General features: G+C 72.1%; 15 protein-coding genes. 5 read left to right on the top strand and 10 right to left on the bottom strand.

The window, feature by feature from the left end:
* Window positions 1-88 precede the first annotated feature (88 nt).
* The 7 genes from nirD to AOQ37_RS31500 all read right to left on the bottom strand — a co-directional run bounded on the left by nirD (window position 89) and on the right by AOQ37_RS31500 (window position 10,180).
* Window positions 89-439: a nitrite reductase small subunit NirD gene (gene nirD, locus AOQ37_RS31530; protein ID WP_062649394.1), complete on the bottom strand. Its 351-nt coding sequence runs from the start codon at window positions 437-439 to the stop codon at window positions 89-91.
* Window positions 436-3,039 (bottom strand): nitrite reductase large subunit NirB, encoded by a 2,604-nt coding sequence (gene nirB, locus AOQ37_RS31525; RefSeq protein ID WP_062649392.1) that lies wholly within the window; start codon window positions 3,037-3,039, stop codon window positions 436-438. The genes nirD and nirB overlap by 4 nt, the downstream gene beginning before the upstream one ends.
* On the bottom strand, window positions 3,039-4,253 hold the full coding sequence (locus AOQ37_RS31520) for an NAD(P)/FAD-dependent oxidoreductase (protein WP_062649390.1): 1,215 nt from the start codon (window positions 4,251-4,253) through the stop codon (window positions 3,039-3,041). Before AOQ37_RS31520 ends, nirB begins: the two co-directional genes overlap by 1 nt.
* A gap of 380 nt (window positions 4,254-4,633) precedes the next feature.
* Window positions 4,634-7,888: an eCIS core domain-containing protein gene (locus AOQ37_RS31515; RefSeq protein ID WP_234437060.1), complete on the bottom strand. Its 3,255-nt coding sequence runs from the start codon at window positions 7,886-7,888 to the stop codon at window positions 4,634-4,636.
* A gap of 242 nt (window positions 7,889-8,130) precedes the next feature.
* Entirely contained in the window at window positions 8,131-8,757 is a 627-nt protein-coding gene (locus tag AOQ37_RS31510) for a class F sortase (RefSeq protein ID WP_062649388.1), read from the bottom strand.
* A 180-nt stretch (window positions 8,758-8,937) separates the two neighbouring features.
* Entirely contained in the window at window positions 8,938-9,519 is a 582-nt protein-coding gene (locus AOQ37_RS31505) for a GVDTG sorting domain-containing protein (RefSeq protein ID WP_062649386.1), read from the bottom strand.
* Between the two features lie 226 nt (window positions 9,520-9,745).
* Complete coding sequence (locus tag AOQ37_RS31500) at window positions 9,746-10,180, bottom strand: gamma-glutamylcyclotransferase family protein (RefSeq protein ID WP_062649384.1); 435 nt, start codon at window positions 10,178-10,180, stop codon at window positions 9,746-9,748.
* Window positions 10,181-10,371: 191 nt separating this feature from the next.
* Here AOQ37_RS31500 and AOQ37_RS31495 point away from each other — a divergent pair, with 191 nt between their 5' ends.
* Window positions 10,372-12,018, top strand: coding sequence for a M4 family metallopeptidase (locus AOQ37_RS31495; RefSeq protein WP_062649382.1), 1,647 nt, complete (start codon window positions 10,372-10,374; stop codon window positions 12,016-12,018).
* A gap of 66 nt (window positions 12,019-12,084) precedes the next feature.
* Here AOQ37_RS31495 and AOQ37_RS31490 read toward each other — a convergent pair whose 3' ends face one another.
* Window positions 12,085-13,614, bottom strand: a complete 1,530-nt coding sequence (locus AOQ37_RS31490; RefSeq protein WP_063781198.1) for an Eco57I restriction-modification methylase domain-containing protein — start codon at window positions 13,612-13,614, stop codon at window positions 12,085-12,087.
* 171 nt (window positions 13,615-13,785) lie between these two features.
* Between AOQ37_RS31490 and AOQ37_RS31485 the strand changes: the two genes are divergently transcribed.
* On the top strand, window positions 13,786-14,823 hold the full coding sequence (locus AOQ37_RS31485; RefSeq protein ID WP_062649380.1) for a helix-hairpin-helix domain-containing protein: 1,038 nt from the start codon (window positions 13,786-13,788) through the stop codon (window positions 14,821-14,823).
* Window positions 14,824-15,024: 201 nt separating this feature from the next.
* Window positions 15,025-15,729 (top strand): DUF6215 domain-containing protein, encoded by a 705-nt coding sequence (locus AOQ37_RS31480; RefSeq protein ID WP_062649378.1) that lies wholly within the window; start codon window positions 15,025-15,027, stop codon window positions 15,727-15,729.
* A gap of 89 nt (window positions 15,730-15,818) precedes the next feature.
* On the opposite strand, the gene AOQ37_RS31475 is transcribed toward AOQ37_RS31480, so the two are convergent.
* Window positions 15,819-18,074 (bottom strand): molybdopterin oxidoreductase family protein, encoded by a 2,256-nt coding sequence (locus AOQ37_RS31475; RefSeq protein ID WP_062649376.1) that lies wholly within the window; start codon window positions 18,072-18,074, stop codon window positions 15,819-15,821.
* Between the two features lie 106 nt (window positions 18,075-18,180).
* A complete protein-coding gene (locus tag AOQ37_RS31470; RefSeq protein WP_062649374.1) occupies window positions 18,181-18,858 on the bottom strand; it encodes a SanA/YdcF family protein in 678 nt (225 codons plus the stop codon).
* Window positions 18,859-19,056: 198 nt separating this feature from the next.
* Between AOQ37_RS31470 and AOQ37_RS31465 the strand changes: the two genes are divergently transcribed.
* Both AOQ37_RS31465 and AOQ37_RS31460 read left to right on the top strand, forming a co-directional pair.
* Complete coding sequence (locus AOQ37_RS31465; RefSeq protein WP_062649372.1) at window positions 19,057-19,935, top strand: sirohydrochlorin chelatase; 879 nt, start codon at window positions 19,057-19,059, stop codon at window positions 19,933-19,935.
* Window positions 19,936-20,212: 277 nt separating this feature from the next.
* On the top strand, window positions 20,213-21,496 hold the full coding sequence (locus AOQ37_RS31460; RefSeq protein WP_062649370.1) for a deoxyguanosinetriphosphate triphosphohydrolase: 1,284 nt from the start codon (window positions 20,213-20,215) through the stop codon (window positions 21,494-21,496).
* Window positions 21,497-21,522: the final 26 nt, after the last annotated feature.

Raw genomic sequence — 21,522 nt, 5'->3', positions numbered from 1 at the left:
GCCCGCCGCGCACTGTGCCCGCCGGGCGCGAACCCCTGGGTGAACTCGATCGCGGACCCCTGGGGTCGGGGTGGGCGGCGGGCGGTCGTCAGGCCGTGCGCACCTCGTAGGTCGTGATGCGTACCGTGTCGTCGTCCAGGCACTCGCCGCTCAGCAGGTCGAAACGCTGCTTGAGCAGCGGGGAGGCGACGAACGTGCGGCCCTCATGGGTCCCGGTCAGTCCGCGGGAGAGGACGGCGGCGCCGCCGAACGGGTCGCGGTTGTCGACGGCGTACAGCTCACCCGCCCGGTCCCGGAACAGGGCGACCTGGCGGCCGTCGGGCAGCAGCGCGGCCACCCCCCGGCCGGGGATCAGCCGGCTCAGGTCACAGACCGTGAACCACTGGTCGTCCAAACGCAGTTGGACCTTGAGGTCGGTCGTCTCGAGTGCCAGGGTCATCGCTGGGCGCTCCCTTCCAGGGGACGGTGGCCGATGGACAGCAACGGCAGGTCGGGCTTGATCTGGTCGCGCTCCGGGACGAAGCCGACGACCGGGTCGGGGGTGTCGGGCGCGTTGACGAAGGACACGAACCGGGCCAGCTTCTCCGGGTCGTTGATCGTGGTCGCCCACTCGTCGGCGTAGTGCGCGACGTGGTCGGTCATCAGGGACTCCAGCTCCTCGCAGATGCCGAGCGAGTCCTCCACCACCACGTCCCGTACGTGGTCCAGGCCGCCCGGGATCCGGTCCAGCCAGGTCGAGGTGCGCTCCAGACGGTCGGCGGTGCGGATGTAGAACATCAGGAACCGGTCGATGAGACGCACCAGTTCGGTGTCGCTGAGGTCCTGGGCGAGCAGGTCGGCGTGGCGCGGGGTGGCGCCGCCGTTGCCGCCGACGTACAGGTTCCAGCCGTTGGAGGTGGCGATGATGCCGAAGTCCTTCGACTGGGCCTCGGCGCACTCGCGGGCGCAGCCCGACACCGCCGACTTGAGCTTGTGCGGGGAGCGCAGCCCCCGGTAGCGCAGCTCCAGGTCGATCGCCATGCGGACGGAGTCCTGGACGCCGTAGCGGCACCAGGTCTGGCCGACGCAGGACTTCACCGTGCGCAGCGACTTGCCGTAGGCGTGGCCGGACTCGAAGCCGGCGTCCACCAACCGCGTCCAGATCAAAGGGAGTTGTTCGACGCGGGCGCCGAACATGTCGATCCGCTGGCCGCCGGTGATCTTCGTGTAGAGGCCGAAGTCGCGGGCGATCTGACCGATCACGATCAGCCCCTCGGGGGTGATCTCACCGCCGGGGATGCGCGGGACGACCGAGTAGGAGCCGTTCTTCTGGAGGTTGGCGAGGAAGTGGTCGTTGCTGTCCTGGAGGGCCGCCTGCTCACCGTCCAGGACATAGCCGCTCGCGCCGATCGTCGGGGCGAGGGAGGCGATGATCGAGCCGACGGTCGGCTTGCAGACCTCGCAGCCCTCACCGCCCCGGGCGCCGTCCCGGCCGTAGCGGTCGAGGAGGTCCTGGTAGGTGTTGATGCGCAGCGCGAGGACGATCTCGTACAGCTCCTCGCGGGTCTGGGCGAAGCAGCCGCACAGGCCCTTGTCGACCTCGACGCCGCTCGCCTCCAGCTCGGCGGTGACCAGCTGGCCGAGCACCTTGACGCAACTGCCGCAACCCGTACCGGCCTTGGTGCACTTCTTCACCTCGGGCACGGTCGTGCAGGAGTGCTCCGTCACCGCGCCGCGGATCGTGCCCTTCGACACGTTGTGACAGGAGCAGACGATCGCCTCGTCCGGCAGCGCGGACGGGCCGAGCTGGACGGACTCCCCGGCGCCGGCCGGCAGGACCAGCGACTCGGGGGAGACGGGCGGCACGGACCCGGTGAACGCGCGCAGGGTGCCGTACGCCTCCGCGTCACCGACCAGGATGCCGCCGAGCAGGGTGCCGTCCCGGCCGATGACCAGCTTCTTGTACAGGCCCGAGCGGGAGTCGGAGTAGACGACGTCGAGACAGTCCTCGGCGGTGCCGTGCGCGTCGCCGAAGGACGCCACGTCCACGCCGAGCAGCTTCAGCTTGGTGGAGAGGTCGGCGCCGGTGAAGGACAGCTGCTCGGACTCGTCGTCGGCGATGGTCGCGGCGACCGTGACGGCCTGCTCGTAACCGGGGGCCACCAGGCCGTAGACCCGGCCGTCGGCGGCCAGCGCGCACTCACCGATCGCGAACACGTGCGGGTCGTTCACCGTGCGGCACTGCTCGTCGACGGCGATGCCGCCGCGCTCGCCGACCGCCAGACCGCACTCACGGGCCAGCTGGTCACGGGGACGGACCCCGGCGCTGAACACCACCAGGTCGGTGGCGAGTTCGGAGCCGTCCGAGAGCTTCATCCCGGTGACGGCGCCGGACTCGTCGACGACGATCTCCTGGGTGCCCACACCCGTGTGGACGGACAGCCCCATGTCCTCGATGGTGCGCAGCAGCGCGGCGCCGCCGCCGTCGTCGACCTGGACCGGCATCAGCCGGGGCGCGAACTCCACGATGTGCGAGGTGAGTCCGAGGCCCTTCAGCGCACCGGCCGCCTCGAGCCCGAGCAGACCGCCGCCGACCACCGCACCCGTCGTCCGCGTCCTGGCGTACTCCTCGATCGCGAGGAGGTCCTCGATCGTGCGGTAGACGAAGCAGCCCTCGGCGTCCTTGTTCGGGACGGGCGGTACGAAGGGGTAGGAGCCGGTGGCCAGGACCAGGATGTCGTAGTCGACCACCAGTCCCGAGCGGGCCGTCACCTTGCGGGCCTCGCGGTCGACCGTCTCCGCGGGGTCGCCGACGTACAGCTCGATGCCGTGGTCGGCGATGAACCGCATGTCGGTCATCGACAGGTCCTCGGGCGTCCTGCCCGAGAAGTACGAGGTGAGCTGCACGCGGTCGTAGGCGGGACGCGGCTCCTCACAGAGCACGACCACGCGGTGCGTGGCGGTCAGGCCGCGCTCGGCGAGCGCCTCGAGGAAGCGCTGGCCGACCATGCCGTGGCCGACGAGCACGATCGTGGGGGTGCCCCCGGGGGTGGCGGTCATCAGGAGCCTCCGTCGTTGGTGAGCAGGTGGAGCAGGGGGCCGCCGTCGGAGGGGAGCGGCTCTGCTCCCTCCCAGGCGCGCGCCAGCGCGCCGACGGTGCCGAGTTCGCCGACGAGGACCCCGCCGACCAGGCGGTCGTCGCGGACGACGACCTTGCGGTAGGTGCCCCGGGTGGCGTCGGCGAGCTGCACGACGTCGTCGCCGGGGCGCGGTTCCGTCTCGCCGAACGCGGCGAGGTCGAAGGCGGTGTGCCCGGCGAGGGTGAGCCGGGTCAGGGCGCGGGTGCCGCCGTAGCGGGAGCCCGCGTCCCCGGCGAGCGACTCGGCCAGCACGTCCGCCTGTTCCAGCGCCGGTGCGGCCAGCCCGTACACGTTCCCGTCGTGCTGGGCGCAGTCGCCGATCGCCCGGATGTGCGGGTCGGACGTGCGGAGTTCGTCGTCGACCAGGATTCCCTTGTGCACGGCGATCCCGGCCGCCTTGGCGAGTCCGGCGCGCGGGGAGACCCCGCAGGCCAGCACCACCAGGTCGGCGTCGAGGGCGTACCCGTCGGCCATCTCGACCGAGCGGACGGCGCCGCCGACGCAGCGCACGTCGCGGACCCGGCACTCGGTGTGGACCTCGACGCCGAGGTCCCTGAGGTGCCGCAGCACCAGCTTGGACGCGTTCGGGTCGAGCTGACGCTCCATGAGCCGCTCGGCCTGCTGCGCGAGGACGACCTGGGCGCCGCGTACCGCGAGTGCGCGGGCCGCGGAGACGCCGAGGAGCCCGCCGCCGATGACGACCGCCCGCACACCCGGCCGTACCGCCTTCGACAGTCCGAGGCAGTCGTCCATGGTGCGGAAGGCGTGGACGCCCTCCGGCAGGACGTGGTCGGGCGTGAACAGACCGCGCAGCGGCGGCAGCACCGGGTTGGAGCCGGTGGCCAGGACCAGCGTGCCGTATGCGATCTCCGAGCCGTCCGCGCAGGCCACGGTCCGCCGGTCGCGGTCGATGCCGGTGACCCGGCCCCGGAGCAGTCCGGCGGGCGTGGGCAGCGCGATCACCTCGGGGGCGTACCGGCCGGCCAGCACCTCGGCGAGCAGGACCCGGTTGTAGGGCCGGTGCTCCTCCTCGCCGATGAGCAGCGCGGGCGTGCCCAGCTCGCCGAGCCGGCGGGCGAGTCGGACGCCCGCGAGGCCGGCGCCGATCACCACCACACGCGAATTCGAGGTCATGTCCAGGAGCGTGCGTTGCCGACGTTACCCGACCGCATCACCGTTGTTTCCCGCGAGGAACGCTGCCCTCAGCGGGGCGGGGGCGGGGGTGTGAGGGTTGCGCCCCGCGCTCCCGCCGATGCCTCGCACGCTCCCGCCGAGGCCGCCCGCCGGGCTCTCGCACGCTCCCGCCGAGGCCGCCCGCCGGGCTCTCGCACGCTGCCGCCGGGGCCGCCCGCCGGGCCGGCCCGCGTGCTCTCGCTCGCTCCGGGCGGGCCCGCCTGGCGTGCCCTCCCGTGTGCTCTCGCTCGCTTCTGCCGGGGCCGCCCGCCGGGCCGGCCCGCGTGCCCTCGCTCGCTCCCGGCGGCCCTCCCGCGCCCGGCGGCCCCTCGCGCCGGGCCCTACACCTCCGTCGCGTAGACGTGCTCGTACCAGTCGCTGCCGCCGTTCGCCGGTTTGTGACCCGGGTCCTGCACCCACTCGCTCCGGTCCACCTTGAAGTTCGCGCCCGGCATGAGCAGCACCTCCGCCTCGTGGCCCTGGTACTGGTGGAAGGGGTCGATGTCACGGCCGTACTTCCCGACGAGGGTCAGCTCCAGCAGGATCCGGTGCGTCTTCGTGCCGCTGACCCGCTGGTCGCGCATGAAGCCCAGCCCCACGGACTCCACCCTGCTGGTGCTGTCGAAGGAGGACGTGAAGATCGAGCCCGGCCGGTAGTTCAGCGCGGCCTGCTTGCCGAGCCGGTACACCGACTCGTCGCCACCGGCGTTCCAGTCGCCGCGGTAGACCGTGCCGGTGACCGGAGGCAGCCGGTTCAGCGCCTCCATCGTCATGTCGGCGTGCGCCTTGAGCTCCTCGAAGAGACCGGGGGCGAGGATCTCGATCCGCGCGTCGATGACGGCCATCGCCGCCTCCTTGGCCACCGGGTCCGCGCCCCGGGCGGCCGGCAGCTGCGGCGCGATCACCGGGTCCTCGTCGAGCGTGGGTATCTTCTCGTGGGCCGGGTCCTGGGCGGCCCAGCGGAGCTGACCCTTGATCTGCCGCAGCGACAGGGCCTCGGCGCCCGCGGTGGCCAGGGCGCCGGTGCCGTAGGGCGCGTACCCCTCGGGCAGCAGCCGGCTGCGCACCACCGAGTTGATCATCTGGTGGGCCCCGCCGGTGTACGTCATCAGGGCCGTCGCGTGGGCGGGCTTGAACTTCTGGGTGACGGCCGTGGTGGAGGCCCCGCCGTTGTCCGCCTTCCACTGGGCGATCCGCGCGGTCGGCGCGGTGTCGCCCTGCTCGAAGGCGTTGTACTTGGCCGTCGCCCGGCCCGCCGCGGCCTGGCCGGGTTCCGTGAAACCGCTGGCCGCGGGGTCGACCGCCCGGGGCTTGTTGGCCTCGGCGAGGTACATCAGCTCGTGCGGGAACTGGCCGTCGCGGCAGACGTTCTGCCGCAGCTCCTCTTCCGTGAAGGGCGCGATGTGCTGGTACATCAGCGCGGCGCCCTTGCCCGCCTTGGCCGCGGACTCGCCCGGCCCCTTGACCCCGGCCGCCCAGGAACCGCGCAGGATCTCGTAGAGGGAGTGGTCCCAGGACGGCAGCATCCAGCCCATCACGGCCATCCGGTAGTCGAAGACGTCCACCCCGGACACCTTGATCCACTGGAAGGTCTTGAGCATCCGGGTGGTGGTGCCTGACATTCCGGCGACGACCGGGATGCCGCGCGCGGCGTTCGTCTTGGGCCAGGACTCGTTCTGCTGGATCTCCCAGTAGGCGGTGCCCTCGTTCCACGGGAGCTTGTCGTCCATGCCGGGCTTGCCCACGAAGTCCAGCTCGCGGCTGCTGAGCGGGGCGCCTCGGTCCGCGTAGTCGCGGGGGGTCTTGCGGTGGGCCTCCTTGTCGGCCTCGCTGCGCTCCGTCCGCGGGCCCTGGCTGTTGATCATTTCCAGGGTGTCGCCGGCGAAGGTCTCCGGTTCCGACTGCCACAGCAGGTTGCCGAGCGCGTACGGGTCCTTCTCGTAGTTGTAGCCCTTGCCCTTCAGGCTCGCCGTCGCGTACAGGGCCGTACGGGAGTAGCTGTTGAGGAACGCGGAGTGTTTCTTCAGCTCCTCCTGGTTCATCCCGAGGGTGGAGGCGAGCTGCGGCTTGGGCCCGATGATCCCGTTGAGGATGTCCTTGAGGGAGAGCTCCGCGCCCTTGTTGTAGTAGGCGGCGTTGTAGACGGCCGTGATCAGCTCGCGGACGTTGCCGTCGCGGGCGAAGAACTCGTTGATCTGGGCGGTGGTCATGCCCTCGCCCACCTGTCCGGCGCTCGTCTTGTCGTCCTTGAAGAACGACTTGTTGGCGAGGGCGACGTCCTTGTGCTCGGTGCGGGCGTAGGCGATGAGCAGCTGCTTGAGCCGGGACACGGTCTTGCGGGCCGCGGCGAGCGCCCTCGGATGCCCGAACGAGTACGCGCCGAGCCGCTTCTCGAACTCCTCGGCCGCCTCCTGCCAGCCGGTCTTCGCGTAGTACTGGGCGTGATCGAAGGGCGCTTCGCCGCCGTGCATGCGCTGGACGGCGATCTCGCCGCCCGCGGTGCGCACGGGAGCGGCCGCCGTCCGCTGCACGGGCGCTGCCTCCTCGGTGGGCGTGGCCTCCGCGTGCCGCACGGGCGGCTCCTCGGTGGGCGCGGCCTCCGTGCGCTGTACGGGAGCCTTGTCGGTGGGGGCGGCTTCCGCCCGCTGTACGGGGGCCGCGGTGGGCGCGGGACCGGCCAGCACACGGCGGGCGTTGTCCTCCGCCGCGCGTTCGAAGCGGTCGGAGGGGTCCGAGACGCTGAGCCCCGAGCCGTTGTCGGTACCGGCGACCGGCCCCTGACGCTGCTGGATGACGTGCGTCAGCTCATGGGCCAGGGTGTGCCGGTCGGCACCCCCGGCGCCGATGACGACATGGCTGCCGGAGGTGTAGGCCCGGGCGCCCACCTCGTCCGCCGAGCGCTGGGCGGTCGGCCCGGTGTGCAGCCGCACGTCGGAGAAGTCGGCGCCCAGCCGCGCCTCCATCTCCGTGCGGACCGCCCCGTCCAGCGGCTGTCCGGCGGTGCGCAGCACATCCGGCACGGACGAACGCTGCACGGGCGCTGAGCCGTCATGCCCGCAGGAAGGGCCGTGCGCGTGACGCTGCACGGGGAGGGAGTCGCGGTGACCGCAGGAGGGGCCGTGCACATGGCGCTGTACGGCGGTGGTGGCGTCCTGGCCGGGGGAGTTCTCCGGCGCCCGGCGTTGTACGGGTGCGGGGTCGAGGTGACCGCAGGAGGGACCGTGGGTGTGGCGCCCGGCCTGCCGCTGCCGCTCCAGTGCCTGGACGACGGCGGCGTTGCCGGCCGTGCGCTGTAGCGCCAGCAACTGCCCGGCGGACGGCGCGACTCCGGCCCCGGCCGGTCCGGACGTTCCGAGCGGTCCCGCCGGTACGTCCGGTCCGGCGAGGCCGATCTGTCCGGCGAGTCCGATCGGCCCGGCGAGGCCGGCGGGTCCGGCCGGCCCGCTCAGGCCGACGGGTCCGGCCGGACCGACCGGTCCCGCCGGTCCGGCCGGACCGGCGGAACGGCCCGCACCGGCGGCGTCGGTCGAGCGCGCCGCGGCCGGTGTGGTGCGGGCGGGACGAGCGGCGGTGTCCTGCTGGTCCTGTGAACGCATGCTCCGATCATCGGCCATCTCCCCCTGAAACGCGGGGAGTTAACAGATTCGCGACACGTCCGAAGCAATCGCCGGGTGGCGCGGACGGCGACCTGGGCGCCCGGCTCCAGCCGACCTGGGAAGCCGCGAGGACACAGATGTCCGAGGACACGGATAGTCGGGGTGCGGGGGTGCGGGGGTGCGGGGGTGCGGGGGTGCGGGGGTGCGGGGGTGTCGGCGTCGGGAGAGGCGACGCGACTCGGCTAGGCGTGTGAGGACGTGAGGTGGGCGAAGACGACGATGTTCCCCTGATAGCCGGTCGACTTCGTGTAGCCCCCGCCGCAGGTGATCACCCGCAGCTCCGGTCTGCTCGCCGCCCCGTACACCTTCTCGTCGGGGAAGTCGCGTGCCTGGTAGACCTCGACGGCGTCCACGGTGAACACCGCCACGCTTCCGTCCCGCCGGTCCACCTCGATCGCGCTGCCCTTGCGCAGGGCGCCCAGGTCGTAGAAGACGGCGGGGCCGTCGGCGTTGTCCACATGGCCGGCGACGATCGCCGTGCCCGTCTCGCCGGGGGTGGTGCCGGCCTCGTACCAGCCGGCCAGGTTCTTCTTCTCGGCGGGCGGGACGTCGAGGCTGCCGGACGGGGTGAGGGCGAGGCCCGTCAACGGGGCGTCCACATGGATCGCGGGGATGCGGACCCGGTCGGGCGGGGAGGCCGGCAGCGGTGGGGCGGAACGGGCCTCCGCGTCGGGGCCGGCCGAGTGACGCTGTGCCGCGGAGGGCTGCGGCGGGGCGTGTGTCTCGGCGCCGCTGTGCAGCAGCCAGGCACCGCTGCCCAGAGCGATCACGGTGACGGCCGCTATGGCGGTGTTGCCGACCCTGCGCATACCGGACCCTTCCTGCATCAGGGGAACCCCCACCCGCACCAGGGGGGAACCCCTCCCTGTATCAGGGGCACCCCGTACTGACCAGGGGGAACCCCGTTCCCCCTCCGGGCCGCGAGGGGCGTCGGACCCGGAGGGGGAGGGGACATGCGGTACCGGCGGACGGACAGCGGAGGGTGTCCGTCAGATCCCGTCGCCTCTCGCCCGGCGATGCAGGAGCCAGGTACCGCCCGCGGCGGCGACGGCGAGAGCCGCCACACCGGCCGCGGTCTGTACGGGGTCGGGGCCCAGTGCGCCGCCGACCCCCGTCTTCACACTTCCTCGCGGATGCAACGGCTGCCGGTCGGACGCCAGCACGACCACCAGGTCCCCGGTGACGCGCCGCCCGCCCGTGGCGCACTCCGCGACGATCTCGTACGTCCCCGGCTGCGCGCTCGGCGGTACCCGGAACTGCCCGATCGCCTCGCCCTCGTGCGCGCTGGGCGCGAGCGGGAAGCGACCTGCGCCCACCGCCCCGGCGTCGCCCGTCGCCGCTCCGCCGTCCCCGCACGCCGCCGTGTTCACCGAGACCTGTCCGCCCGGCACCGCGGTGGAGGGATACACCTCCAGGCTCCCGGCACGGGTACCGGTACCGGCGCCCTGGGCGGGCGCCGCGGACCCGGCCGTGGCGACGACGGCGAGCGCGGCACCGGCCAGCAGGTGCGCGGTACGACGGGCGCCACGACGGGCGGTGCGGCGTGCGGTACGACGGGCGGTGCGTCGCATCGGTGCTCCTTCGAGCTCTTCGAGTCTGCCTGCCCTTCCGAGGTAAGTCGCAGCGGGCCGAGCGCGCTTCCTGAGGGAGTGTCAGTAATGGGATGAATGGGTGTCAGATTCCCGGCCGGGAGGGTGGCGGCTGCCCGCGTTTCACCAGGTCACCGCCGTGTGGACGGCGCCGCGCGGAAAACCGCCCGCAGGGCGGGTGAACGGGTGACCGTCCCCGCCGTGCGGGTCACGGCCGCACGAGCCAGTCACCGCTCTCGATCAGCTCGCCCCGGGCCCGCAGCCGGTCGGCGACGCCGGGTGCGGCGACGTACACCCAGGCGCGCACGGTGGACACGGTGAGGCGGTCGGCCCCTCGGACCCGCACCTCGCGCTCGACCCGCTCGTACAGGTTGCGCGGGTCGCCCGGCACGTACTCCTCCAGCCGGTCGAGCTCGGCGAGCAGCCGCGCGTACGCCTCCGGGCGGGGTGTGACGAGTTCGCCGGCCACCGTCCCGCCCGGCTCCTCCACCGCGTAGGGGTAGCCGGGCCCCCGGTACAGCACCGCCCCGGCCAGCCGGGCCGGTTCCTCGCGGAGGGTGCGACCGCGCAGGAGGAGGTCGTGGTTGACCTCGCCGGGGCGGAGGGTGCCGTAGACGAAGAAGGGGAGTTCCGGGGCGCTCACGGAAACGATTCTCTCCCCTCACCGCCCCCTCACCGGTCCACCGCGCATGCGCTATGGACATGACATGTCATGCCCTCTTAAATGCCAGGACGACATCAGCGCCACCTCACAGGCCACCCACAGACCGACCTCCCCAGGCCACCCCCACACGCGCCCCCCACGGCGCCTTTCCGAGGAGACCGAAGACACTGATGAGTCGGATACGGCAGCACGTCCGAGGTTCCCGTCTCGCCACCGCCGGTATCGCCGCGACCACGGCCACGCTCCTGGCCGCCGTGCTCTCCCCGGTCGCCGACGCGGCCGACAGACCGACCCGGGCGACGGCGCTCGACAACGCCGCGGCGGTCCTCGCCGACCGCGCGGCCGCTCTCGGCCTCACCTCCGTGCAGGACACCACCGTCCGTGACGTGGTCATCGACAAGGACGGCACCCAGCACGTCCGCTACGACCGCACCTACCGCCGACTGCCGGTCCTGGGCGGCGACTTCGTCGTCCACCTGGCCCCCGACGGCGCGTACCGCAGCGCCGACCGGGCGACGGGGAGGGTGATCTCGCTGTCCGGCATCACCCCGGAGGTGTCCGCCCCGGAGGCCGCCGACGTCGCCGTGAACGCCCTGCGCGCCGCCCACCTCGGGGAGACGCTGAAGCAGCCGAAGGCCAAGCCGCAGCTGGTCGTCGACGCGCTGCACGGCGCCCCGAGACTGGCCTGGCGCACCGACGTCGTCGCCCTGGACACCCTCGGCAACCCGGTCGCCCGCGCGGTGCTGACCGACGCGCGCACCGGCGCCCAGATCGACGCCTGGGACACCATCGAGACCGCCTCGGGAGACGGCAGGTCCCTGTACGGCGGCACGGTCCCGCTGGAGACGACCCTCTCGGGATCGACGTACCAGCTCAAGGACCCGACACGCGGCAACACCTACACCGGCGACGCGGCCAACAAGACCGACCTGTGCATCTTCGGGATCTGCATCAGCCGCGCCCCGGCGACCCTCTTCACGGACGCCGACAACCACTGGGGCACCGGCGCCACGGCGGACCGCTCCACGGCCGCGGTCGACGCCCAGTACGGCACCGACGTGACCTGGGACTACTACAAGAACGTGCATGGCCGGAACGGCATCGGCAACGACGGCAAGGGCTCCTACAACCGCGTCCACTACGGCAACAGCTACAACAACGCCTTCTGGGACGACAGTTGCTTCTGCATGACCTACGGCGACGGTGACGGCACCCAACTGGGCCCGCTGGTCGCGCTGGACGTGGCCGGTCACGAGATGTCCCACGGCGTGACCTCGAAGACGGCCAAGCTGACCTACTCGGGCGAGTCCGGTGGCCTGAACGAGGCGACGTCCGACATCTTCGGCAGCCTGGTCGAGTTCTACGCCGGGAACTCCTCGGACACCGGCGACTACCTCATCGGCGAGAAGATCGTCCGCTCCGGCTTCGGCCGGGACGCCCTGCGCTACATGGACAAGCCGAGCAAGGACGGCAACTCCGCCGACTACTGGAGCAGTTCGGTCGGCAACCTCGACGTCCACTACTCCTCCGGGGTCGCCAACCACTTCGCCTACCTCCTCGCGGAGGGCAGCGGCACGAAGACCGTCAACGGCGTCACCTACAACTCCCCGACGTACAACGGCTCGACGCTCACCGGCATCGGCCGCGAGAAGCTCGGCGCGATCTGGTACCGCGCCCTGACCGTCTACATGACGTCCTCGACGAACTACGCGGCGGCGAGAACAGCCACCCTGAACGCGGCCCGCGACCTCTACGGCACGGGCACCACGGAATACAACGCGGTGGCAGCGGCCTGGACCGCGGTCAACGTCAACTGACCAACCGTGAAGAGGGCCCGCCCTGCACGTCACGGGGCGGGCCCTTTCGCCCTTTCCCCGAACGGTTCAGTCGACGTTCCGCCGGACGACCTCGTCGATCTCCTCCTGCGCCGGCCAGCTCCCGCTGCGCCAGGAACGTCCCATGGCCGAGAGCTGCGCCATGTTCGGGTACCGCAGGTTCCGCAGGTCGGTGGCGTTCACCTGGGTATGTCCGCTGAAGCGGCGGACATAGCGGTCGAGGATCGTGGAATTGAGCCAGAGGCACAGTCCTCGGGCCACCTCACCGGGGAGCCCGGAGCCGTTCGAGTGGAAGACGTTGACGTGATTCTCGAAGCCGATACGTTCGCAGGGAATCTGCTCGGGGTCGAACACCACGGCGACGACGCGACGCTTCTCCTCCTTCGAGGACAGACGCTTGACCACCACGTAGTGGCCCAACGGAAAAGTGAGCTTCTCCGTCTGCGGGTTGAGCATGATGGCGTTGTTCTTCCTCGCTCCCCGGACCGGCCATCTGATGACGCCCTGCCCCATGTGGAGGGGATAGATCAGCGGGACGGCTCCGGGCATGTCGTCGGGCCGGAGATGTTCCCGGCTGCGGAAGTCGACCACGCGCCCTGTCGACACCTGAAGGTCCAGATCGGGGAGTGCGCAGGGCAGGCTCGCGTGGGAAGCGGCGAGCGCCGTGTCCTCTTCGTCGGCACTGATGTGGATGAAGTGCTCACGGTCCTCGGGGTGCACCACCTCCGCGTACGGCGCGGAGCGCTGGCGGACTGCTTCGGAGTAGCTTCGGCTGGTCGACACCACGACCGGTCCTCGCTCGGCACCGTCCGTCCGGGTGGCCGCGAAGATGACGTTCTCCTGCAGGACGTCGGTGTCGGCGAACACCCGGTTGCGTGCCTCGAACACATGCACCCGGTCGAGGTGCATGCGCTCCAGGAAGTACTTACGGAAGGGGCGGAAGTACGGGCCGTTGGTGAAACTGCGGGGAGTGATGGCCATGAGCTGGCCGCCGTCGCTCAGGAGGTGGACCCCCAGAGCCATGAAAGCCGAGTACAGATTGCTCGTCTCGGTACTGACCGCGGCGACACTCTTCCGCTCGCGCGAATTCGCCGCGAGCTTCTTGTACGGCGGGTTCATGATGACGAAATCGAAGGGCTCGGGCGGCTGACCGGACATTCTGTCCGTCCCGGTGGCCCACGCGATGAAGTCACCCCGTACGAGACGCACGTCCACGTGGGCGCCGAGACGGGCCGCGGTGTCGACACAGTCGTCGAGTGTGGCTTGCAGCGCGGTGTGCAGCTGTGGATCGACCTCGCAGGCCGTGACGCTGATCTTCAGCTCGGGGCTCTCCTCGATGAGCCGCGCGACCAGCGATGCCGTCAGCGAACCGGCTCCGGCCCCCGGATCCAGGATGCGTACGCTGCCGCCGCGGGGCAGCTTGATGAGGGAAGCGATGAAATCGGCGGCGGGCGCCGGAGTGAAGAACTGGCCGAGCTCGCCGCGTCGTCCGGCATCGAGGGCGGCCGACGACTCCTTCCGCCTGCTCTCCGTGCGGAGAACGAGGTCGGTCGTCAGTGCGGGTGCTTCCGTTGCCATGCCCATAGCCTAAGCAGCCGGCGGACCGACGTACGCACTTCCGTCCCCATGTCCCATATTTGCGGCGATACCTCACGAAATGGCCCCGGACTCCTGTCTGATCCCATTCGATCCCGCGGCCCTTTCCTTGTTAGGTTGTCCGCCCGGTCGGGTCAACAGGCAGGGGGAGTCGTGCAGTTCAGCGGTACGGAGGTGTCGTTCGAGCGCTCGGTGGAGCAGCGGCTGCTGGGAGCCGAGATCGCCGATATCGAGCAGTTGCTCAAGCTGAACGCGCGGGAACTCCGGTCGCTGCCCGGAATCGGGGCGGCCACTTTCGACAGAATCATGGGAGCGCTGGCGAAAGCCGGGCTGTCGCTGGCCGCCGATCCCTACGGCGCCTACGAATGCGCCCGCCATTCCGAAACGGCCCGGGACGCGGAACTGCGGTCCTACTTCCTGTGCGACGCGTGCAGGGACGCCTTCGCTCACCAGTCTTTCGGGGACCGGAGCCCGCAATGGGTCTCGGGCGAGCGGATCGAGGGGTTCTGCGGCCACTGCAACGGATTCGGAGAGGTCCGTCTCTCCCAGTGGTTCCTCTGCGGCACCTGTGACCGTGTCGTCCGGTCTCTCGGGCGGGGTCTCGCATCCGTCAGGTACGTCGAGCGGACGTGGGCGAGCATGTTCCGGGGCGCGCCGGGGTCGGCACCGGAACTGGTACTGCGGGAGACCGATCCCGTCCAGTTGCGCCCGCGGGGCAAGCGGTCGGACGCGGACCGGGAGGCGAAGGCGGACTTCGTGGCCGAGGACGCATCGGGTGGCACGGTCCTGGGCGTCGAGCTCAAAAGCGGCCGCAGCGCGCTCCCCGGGGGTGGTGGCCTGGGAAATGCCATGGCCCTTTTCCAGCTCGACACCACCGACTGCGACGACATCGACGCGGCCGCGGCGGCGCTGAACGTTCCCGTGTTCTTGGTCCATGCCCAGATCATCGGGCGGGCGCATGCGCCGACCGAGCGGTTCGAAGGCGTGGGCCTGTGGTTCGCCCGGCCGTGGGACATGCTCCCGCACCTGGAAGCGGTGCGGAGCCGTCCGCGTGAGACGAGGAAGGCCGCCTATTTCAAGACGGCCGCTTTCCGGCCCTTCGCCGAGTTTCCCGCCTATGTGAAGGACGGCCTCCAGGCGGACCTGGAGACCCTGCGGCTCGAAGGCTTCCCCGCTCTGTACCGGCTTTGAATCGCCCCTTCCGGAACCGGGGCGACGACGTGAGGCGGAGCGGACGGCGACGGGCGGCGGGGGTTCGCACGGTGCGCGGCCGCTGGATGTGACCTACTGGTCAGGAACTCCCTTCCCCGTGGCTGGATCACCCGTTAGCATCCCTGCGCGCGCATCCGGCGCGAGCAGGGGGTACCGGGGGTAATGGGGGGTACGGGGGACATGGCCGAAACAGTGGCAGCGCCCGAGAAGGGCCCGAACGCGTGGGCTCAGGCAGTCGCGGCGTTGGTGGTGGTCGGGGCGCTCGGGGGCGGGCTGTACGTGATCCAGAGGAACGACGCCTCGGCCGTCGACAAGCCGGCGGTCTGCCGCGTCGACGAGGAGGACGAGAAGGCCACCGAGAAGGCGCACGCGGCGCACCGCGTCTCCGGGACGGAGCTGTGCACGGCGCTGAACCGCGCGGACCTGCCGACGCTTCTCGGCACTCCGCAGGAGCACGCGCTGACGGCCTACGGCAGCGACGGCGCGGTCAAGATGGCGGGCGGCACCGAGATCCCCAGCCCGGAGGGGACCGTCCAACTGGACACCTACACCGTGAAGCTCTCGCGGTCGTATGACGAACTCCCCGTCGCGGGGATGGCGGACCTGCTGGAGGAAGCGGAGCCGAAGACGGTCCTGGGCCACCCCGCGGTGCTCTGCTCGAGCCGCACGATCGCCTTCAGCTTCGACCTCGGCGGCGGCAAGGCCGAGACCGGCGCCGGTGGCATCGCCCGCACTCTCGTCGTCGCCCCGGACACCAAGGACGGCGGCGGCTCCTATGAACTCGCCATCTGGCGACAGGACGCCGTGCGACCGGACGACTCGGCCCTGCTGAACATCGCACAGAAGGTCCTGCCCGCGATCCCCGGCTGGACGGCCGCGGGCTGACGGCGGCGACCGGCCGACGGCGGCGGCGGACGTACGGCGGCGGCAGGCTGGTCGCGGCCGATCGCCGGTCGGTCGGTCGCGGTGATCGGCTAGTCGGCGATCTCCACCCGGACCGCGCACACCTTGAACTCCGGCATGCGTGAGGTCGGGTCCAGTGCCGGGTTGGTCAGGGTGTTGACGCGGCCCTCGCCCGGCCAGTGGAAGGGCATGAAGACGGTGTCGGGGCGGATCCCGGTGGTGATCCGCGCCGGGGCCACCGCCCGTCCGCGCCGGGACACCACGGCCAGCGGGTCGCCCTCGGCCGCGCCGAGCCGCGCCGCCAGGCGGGGGTGCAGTTCCACGAACGGGCCGGGCGCGGCGGCGTTCAGCTCGTCCACCCGGCGGGTCTGCGCGCCGGACTGGTACTGCGCCACGACCCGCCCGGTGGTGAGCAGGACGGGGTAGTCGTCGTCAGGTTCCTCCGCGGCCGGCCGGTGCGAGACCGGCACGAAGCGTGCCCGGCCGTCCTCCGTGGCGAACCGGTCGAGGAAGAGCCGGGGCGTACCGGCCGGCCGCCCGTCGCCCTCCAGGCCCGGCCGTCCATCGCCCTCCAGGCCCTGCGGCCCGTCGCCCTCCAGGCCCGGCCGTCCATCACCCTCCAGGCCCGGCCGTCCATCACCCTCCAGGCCCTGCGGCCCGTCGCCCTCTCCGCCCTGTGCCCGTGCCTCCGCCCCAGGCTCCGGGGCCGCTTCCGTCTCCGCCGGGCAGGGCCAGAACAGTCCGGCCCCGTTCCCCTCCGCCAGCCGGTCGTAGGAGATGCCGGAGTAGTCCGCGACGCCGCCCGCGCTGGCCCGCCGGAGTTCCTCGAAGACCTCCTCGGGCTCGGTCGGGAACCCCTTCTCGACGCCCAGCCGTGCCGCCAGCTCGTGCAGGACCTCCAGGTCGCTGCGCACCCCCTCCGGCGCGGTGAGCGCCCGGCGGCGCAGCAGGACCCGTCCCTCCAGGCTGGTCGTCGTCCCCGTCTCCTCCGCCCACTGGGTGACCGGCAGGACGACGTCCGCGAGGGCCGCCGTCTCCGACAGGACGACATCGCAGACGGCGAGGAACTCGAGGGACCTGATGCGCTCCTCGATGTGCGCGGCGCGCGGCGCCGACACCACCGGGTTCGACCCCATCAGCAGCAGCGACCGGACGTCGGACCCCAGCGCGTCCAGCAGCTCGTACGCGCTGCGCCCGGGCCCGGGCAGCGAGTCCGGGTCCACGCCCCACACCTCGGCGACGTGCCGCCGGGCCGCCGGGTCGTCCAGCTTGCGGTAGCCGGGCAGCTGGTCGGCCTTCTGGCCGTGCTCACGCCCGCCCTGCCCGTTGCCCTGCCCGGTCAGACAGCCGTAGCCGCTGAGCGGCCGCCCGGCCCGGCCGGTCGCCAGGCAGAGGTTGATCCACGCGCCGACCGTGTCGGTGCCCTTGGACTGCTGCTCGGGCCCGCGCGCGGTGAGCACCATCGCGGCCTCCGGCTCGCAGAACAGCCTTACGGTCTCCCGGAGTTCGGGAACGGACACCCCCGTGATCCGCTCCACGTACTCCGGCCAGTGCGCCATGGCGGCCGCCCGCGCGTCCTCCCAGCCGGTGGTCCGCTCCCGCACGTACTCCTCGTCGACCCGCCCCTCGGCGACGATCAGGTGCAGCAGACCCAGCGCCAGCGCGAGATCCGTCCCCGGCCGGGGCGCGAGGTGCAGGTCGGCCTGCTCGGCGGTCTTCGTGCGGCGCGGGTCGATCACGACGAGCGTGCCGCCGTTCTCCCGCAGCTCGTTGAAGAACCGCAGGGCGGGCGGCATGGTCTCCGCGAGGTTGGATCCGACCAGGATCACGCACCCCGTCCTCGGGATGTCCTCCAGCGGGAACGGCAGCCCCCGGTCGAGCCCGAACGCCTTGATGCCGGCCGCCGCCGCGGACGACATGCAGAAGCGGCCGTTGTAGTCGATCTGCGAGGTGCCGAGCACGACCCGCGCGAACTTGCCGAGCGCGTACGCCTTCTCGTTCGTCAGCCCGCCCCCGCCGAACACGCCGAGCGTGTCGGCCCCGTGCTCGGCGCGCAGCCTGCCGAACTCCGCGGCGATCCGGTCCAGCGCCTCCTCCCAGGTGGCCGGCACGAGCGAGCCGCCGGACCGCACCAGCGGGGTGGTCAGCCGCACCCGGGAGGAGAGCACGGCGGGCGCCGTACGGCCCTTGCCGCACAGCGCGCCCCGGTTCACCGGGAAGTCCGGGCGCTCGACCACCTCGACGCCCCCCGTGGGCAGGGGCGACAGGGCCATCCCGCACTGCAAGGCGCAGTACGGGCAGTGGGTGGGCGTCGAAGTGGTCGGCATGCGCCCCAGCGTGCTTCGGCCGTGTTACGCGCCGTGCGGTCTCCTGTTACGGCGGTGTGGTGGTGCCCTCCTCACCGCACCGGGCCCGCCGTGAGGCGCCCGTCACTCACCGGGCGCCGGCGAGCGCCTTCGTCACTCCCGCTTCCTTCGGCCCGAGGAACCTGGGGTCCGGCTCGAACACCGCGTCCAGGGCCGCCTTGCCGGCCGCGAGCACCTCCCGGGCGCCCCCGTAGTACCAGGTCACGTCGTGTTTGGCGGCGACCCCGACGCCGTAGGAGTCCACCCCCGCCGCCTCGCACAGGGCGACGGCCCGCCGGATGTGGAAGTCCTGGCTGATCAGTACGGCCCGGTCGACGCCGAAGATCTTCTTGGCGCGGACGCAGGAGTCCCAGGTGTCGAAACCGGCGTAGTCGCTGACGATCCGCGCGTCGGGCACCCCGTGGCCGGTCAGATAGGTACGCATGGCGTCGGGCTCGTCGTAGTCCTCGCGGCTGTTGTCCCCCGTCACGAGCACGACCTCGATACGGCCCTCCCGGTACAGCTTCGCCGCCGCGTCCAGCCGGTGCGCGAGGTACGGCGAGGGCTCGCCGTCCCACAGGCCGGCGCCGAACACGACGGCGACCTCGGTGCGCGGCGCGTCGGCGGTCGTACCGAGCCGGTCGGCCGTGGACACGTACAGCCAGGTGGCCGGCAGCAGCGCGAGCACGCACCCAGCCATCACGGCCTGCACCAGCCGCCGCCGGCCGGCACGAGTGCGCGGCAGCCGCGGTCGACGGATGTCCATACGGTGTTCCCCCCACGTCCCACAGGTCGAACAGGTCGAAAGCCCCTTCGGCCCGGGAAGACGCAGCCGACGGTGATCCGGTTCGCCCCGTGCCGCGAGCCACATCTCACACCGGGCCCGGGCACGCCGTGAACGACCGGAAAACACTCGTGACGGTCAGGCAACGGGGGTGCAACCTCGTTCCGTCAGGATCTGTTCATGAAGGCGTCGCCCGCTCAGTACGACGAGTCCGAAGTCCACCTCGACAGTACGGCGCACATCATGAACCGGATCAGCTCCCAGCTCGCCAGTCAGCTCACCCTCGTCCAGCTCGACGGCCGCCGGCGTCCCGGCCCGCCCGCGCTGGTGGTCGTCGCCCACGGCAGCCGCGACCCGCGCGCGCTGAGCACGGTCCGCGCGCTGCTGGACCGCGTCCGCGAGCAGCGCCCGGGCCTGCCGGTGCACCTCGGTCACATCGAGCTCAACGAGCCGCTGCTGACGGACACGCTCGCCGACCTCGACGCGCACGGCACGACGGACGCCGTCCTCGTGCCGCTCCTGCTGGCCCGCGGCTACCACGTCAAGCGGGACATCCCCGAGATGGCCGCGCGGGCACGGGTGCACGCGCGCGTGTCCGTTCCGCTCGGGCCGCATCCGTTCCTCGTGGAGGCGCTGTACACCCGCCTGGTCGAGGCGGGCTGGCGGACGGACCTCACCCCGCAGGAGCGCCGCACGAGCGCGGTCGTCCTCGCGGCGGCGGGCTCCCGTGACCCCGACTCGGCCGTCGACACCCGCATCACGGCCCGTCTCCTGGCACGCCGTCTGGGCGTCCCGGTGGTTCCGGCGTACGCCTCAACGGCGACCCCGACCGTCCCGGCGGCACTGCGGGCGCTGGCCGCGCGGGGCCGCGACCGGGTGGCGGTCGCCTCCTGCTTCACGGCCCCCGGCCGCTTCGCCACCGAGTCCGCGCAGGCGGCCCCCTGGATCGCGTCCGCCCCCCTGGGCACCCACCCGGCGATGGCGAGCCTCCTCCTGCACCGCTACGACCAGACCCGCGCGACCCCGGCGAACACCACCCCCGAACTGGCCTCGGCCTGAACCCGGCCTGACCCCGGCTCCAGCAGGACCCGCACCCGGCCGCGCCCGCCACCCGGCGGGCCCCGCCACCCGGCCGGGTCCGCCGACGCGCCGAGCTCACCGAACCGCCGAGCTCACCGAACCGCCGAGCTCACCGAACCGCCGAGCTCACCGAACCGCCGAGCTCACCGACGTACCGAGCTCACCGACGCGCCGCGATCACCGACGTGTCGGACCCGACAGCCGGGCCGGTGGCCGGTGCCGCCCGATTGTCACCGGCGCCGCTTACTGTCGAGACATGGAAGGCACCGCACACCTCGACACCGCCTATGACCCGACGTCAGTCGCCCGCTGGGCCCCCGAGCCGGACAAACGCCCCGGCCGGACCGCCTTCCAACGAGACCGCGCCCGCGTCCTGCACTCCTCCGCGCTGAGAAGGCTCTCCGGCAAGACCCAGGTGGTCACGCCGGGCACCCGCACCGACGCCTGGGACGCCAGCCCCCGCACCCGCCTCACCCACTCCCTGGAGTGCGCCCAGGTGGGCCGCGAACTCGGCGCCGCCCTCGGCTGCGACGCGGACCTCGTCGAGGCGGCCTGTCTCTCCCACGACCTCGGGCACCCCCCGTTCGGGCACAACGGCGAACAGGCGCTGAACGACTTCGCGCGGGACTGCGGCGGCTTCGAGGGCAACGCCCAGTCGCTGAGGCTCCTCACCCGCATCGAACCCAAACGCTTCACCGCCGAGGGCTCCGTGGGCCTCAACCTCACCCGGGCCACCCTCGACGCCGCCACCAAGTACCCCTGGCCCCGGGGCGCCCACCCCACCGACCCGGCCTCCGCCAAGTTCGGCGTCTACGAGGACGACAGGCCCGTCTTCGACTGGGTCCGCGAGACGGCCCCCGGCACCCGCACCTGCTTCGAGGCACAGGTCATGGACTGGGCCGACGACGTGGCGTACTCGGTGCACGACGTGGAGGACGGCCTGCACGCCGGGCACATCGACCCCGACTGCCTGCACGCGGAGCCGGAACGCCAGGAGATCTTCCGGGTCGCCGTCGGCCGTTACGTCCCGGCCGGCACCGATCCCGCCGAGCTCGCCGCCGCCCTGGACCGCCTCCAGGACCAGGACTGGTGGCCGCACGGCTACGACGGCACGGCGGCCGCCCAGGCCCGGCTGAAGGACGCCACCAGCCAGCTCATCGGCCGCTTCTGCCTGGCCGCCGAGGCCGCCACGCGCGCGCGGTACGGCACCGGGAGCCTCACCCGCTACGGCGCCGAACTGGTCGTTCCGCACGAGGCGCGCCTGGAGTGCGCGGTCCTCAAGGCGGTCGCCGACCGGTATGTCATGCAGCGCGCCGAACAGGAGATCCTGCGCGCCGACCAGCGCGTCGTCATCACCGAGCTGGCCGAGGCGCTCACCGCCCGCGCCCCCGACGGCCTGGACCCCCAGTTCCACGCCCTGTTCGACCAGGCGGGTGACGACCGCGCCCGCAAGCGGGTCGTGGTCGACCAGATCGCGTCCCTCACCGACGCCTCGGCCCGCTCGCTGCACGGCCGTCTGACGGAGCGGACGAGATCCTGACAAGTGCGGACCGGGTGCGCCCGAAC

Origin of the sequence: Streptomyces maremycinicus (assembly GCF_001184025.1) — a bacterium.
Lineage (GTDB): Bacteria > Actinomycetota > Actinomycetes > Streptomycetales > Streptomycetaceae > Streptomyces > Streptomyces maremycinicus.
The sequence above is the reverse complement of the archived record's forward strand: the minus strand, read 5'-3'. Positions and strand labels throughout refer to the sequence as shown.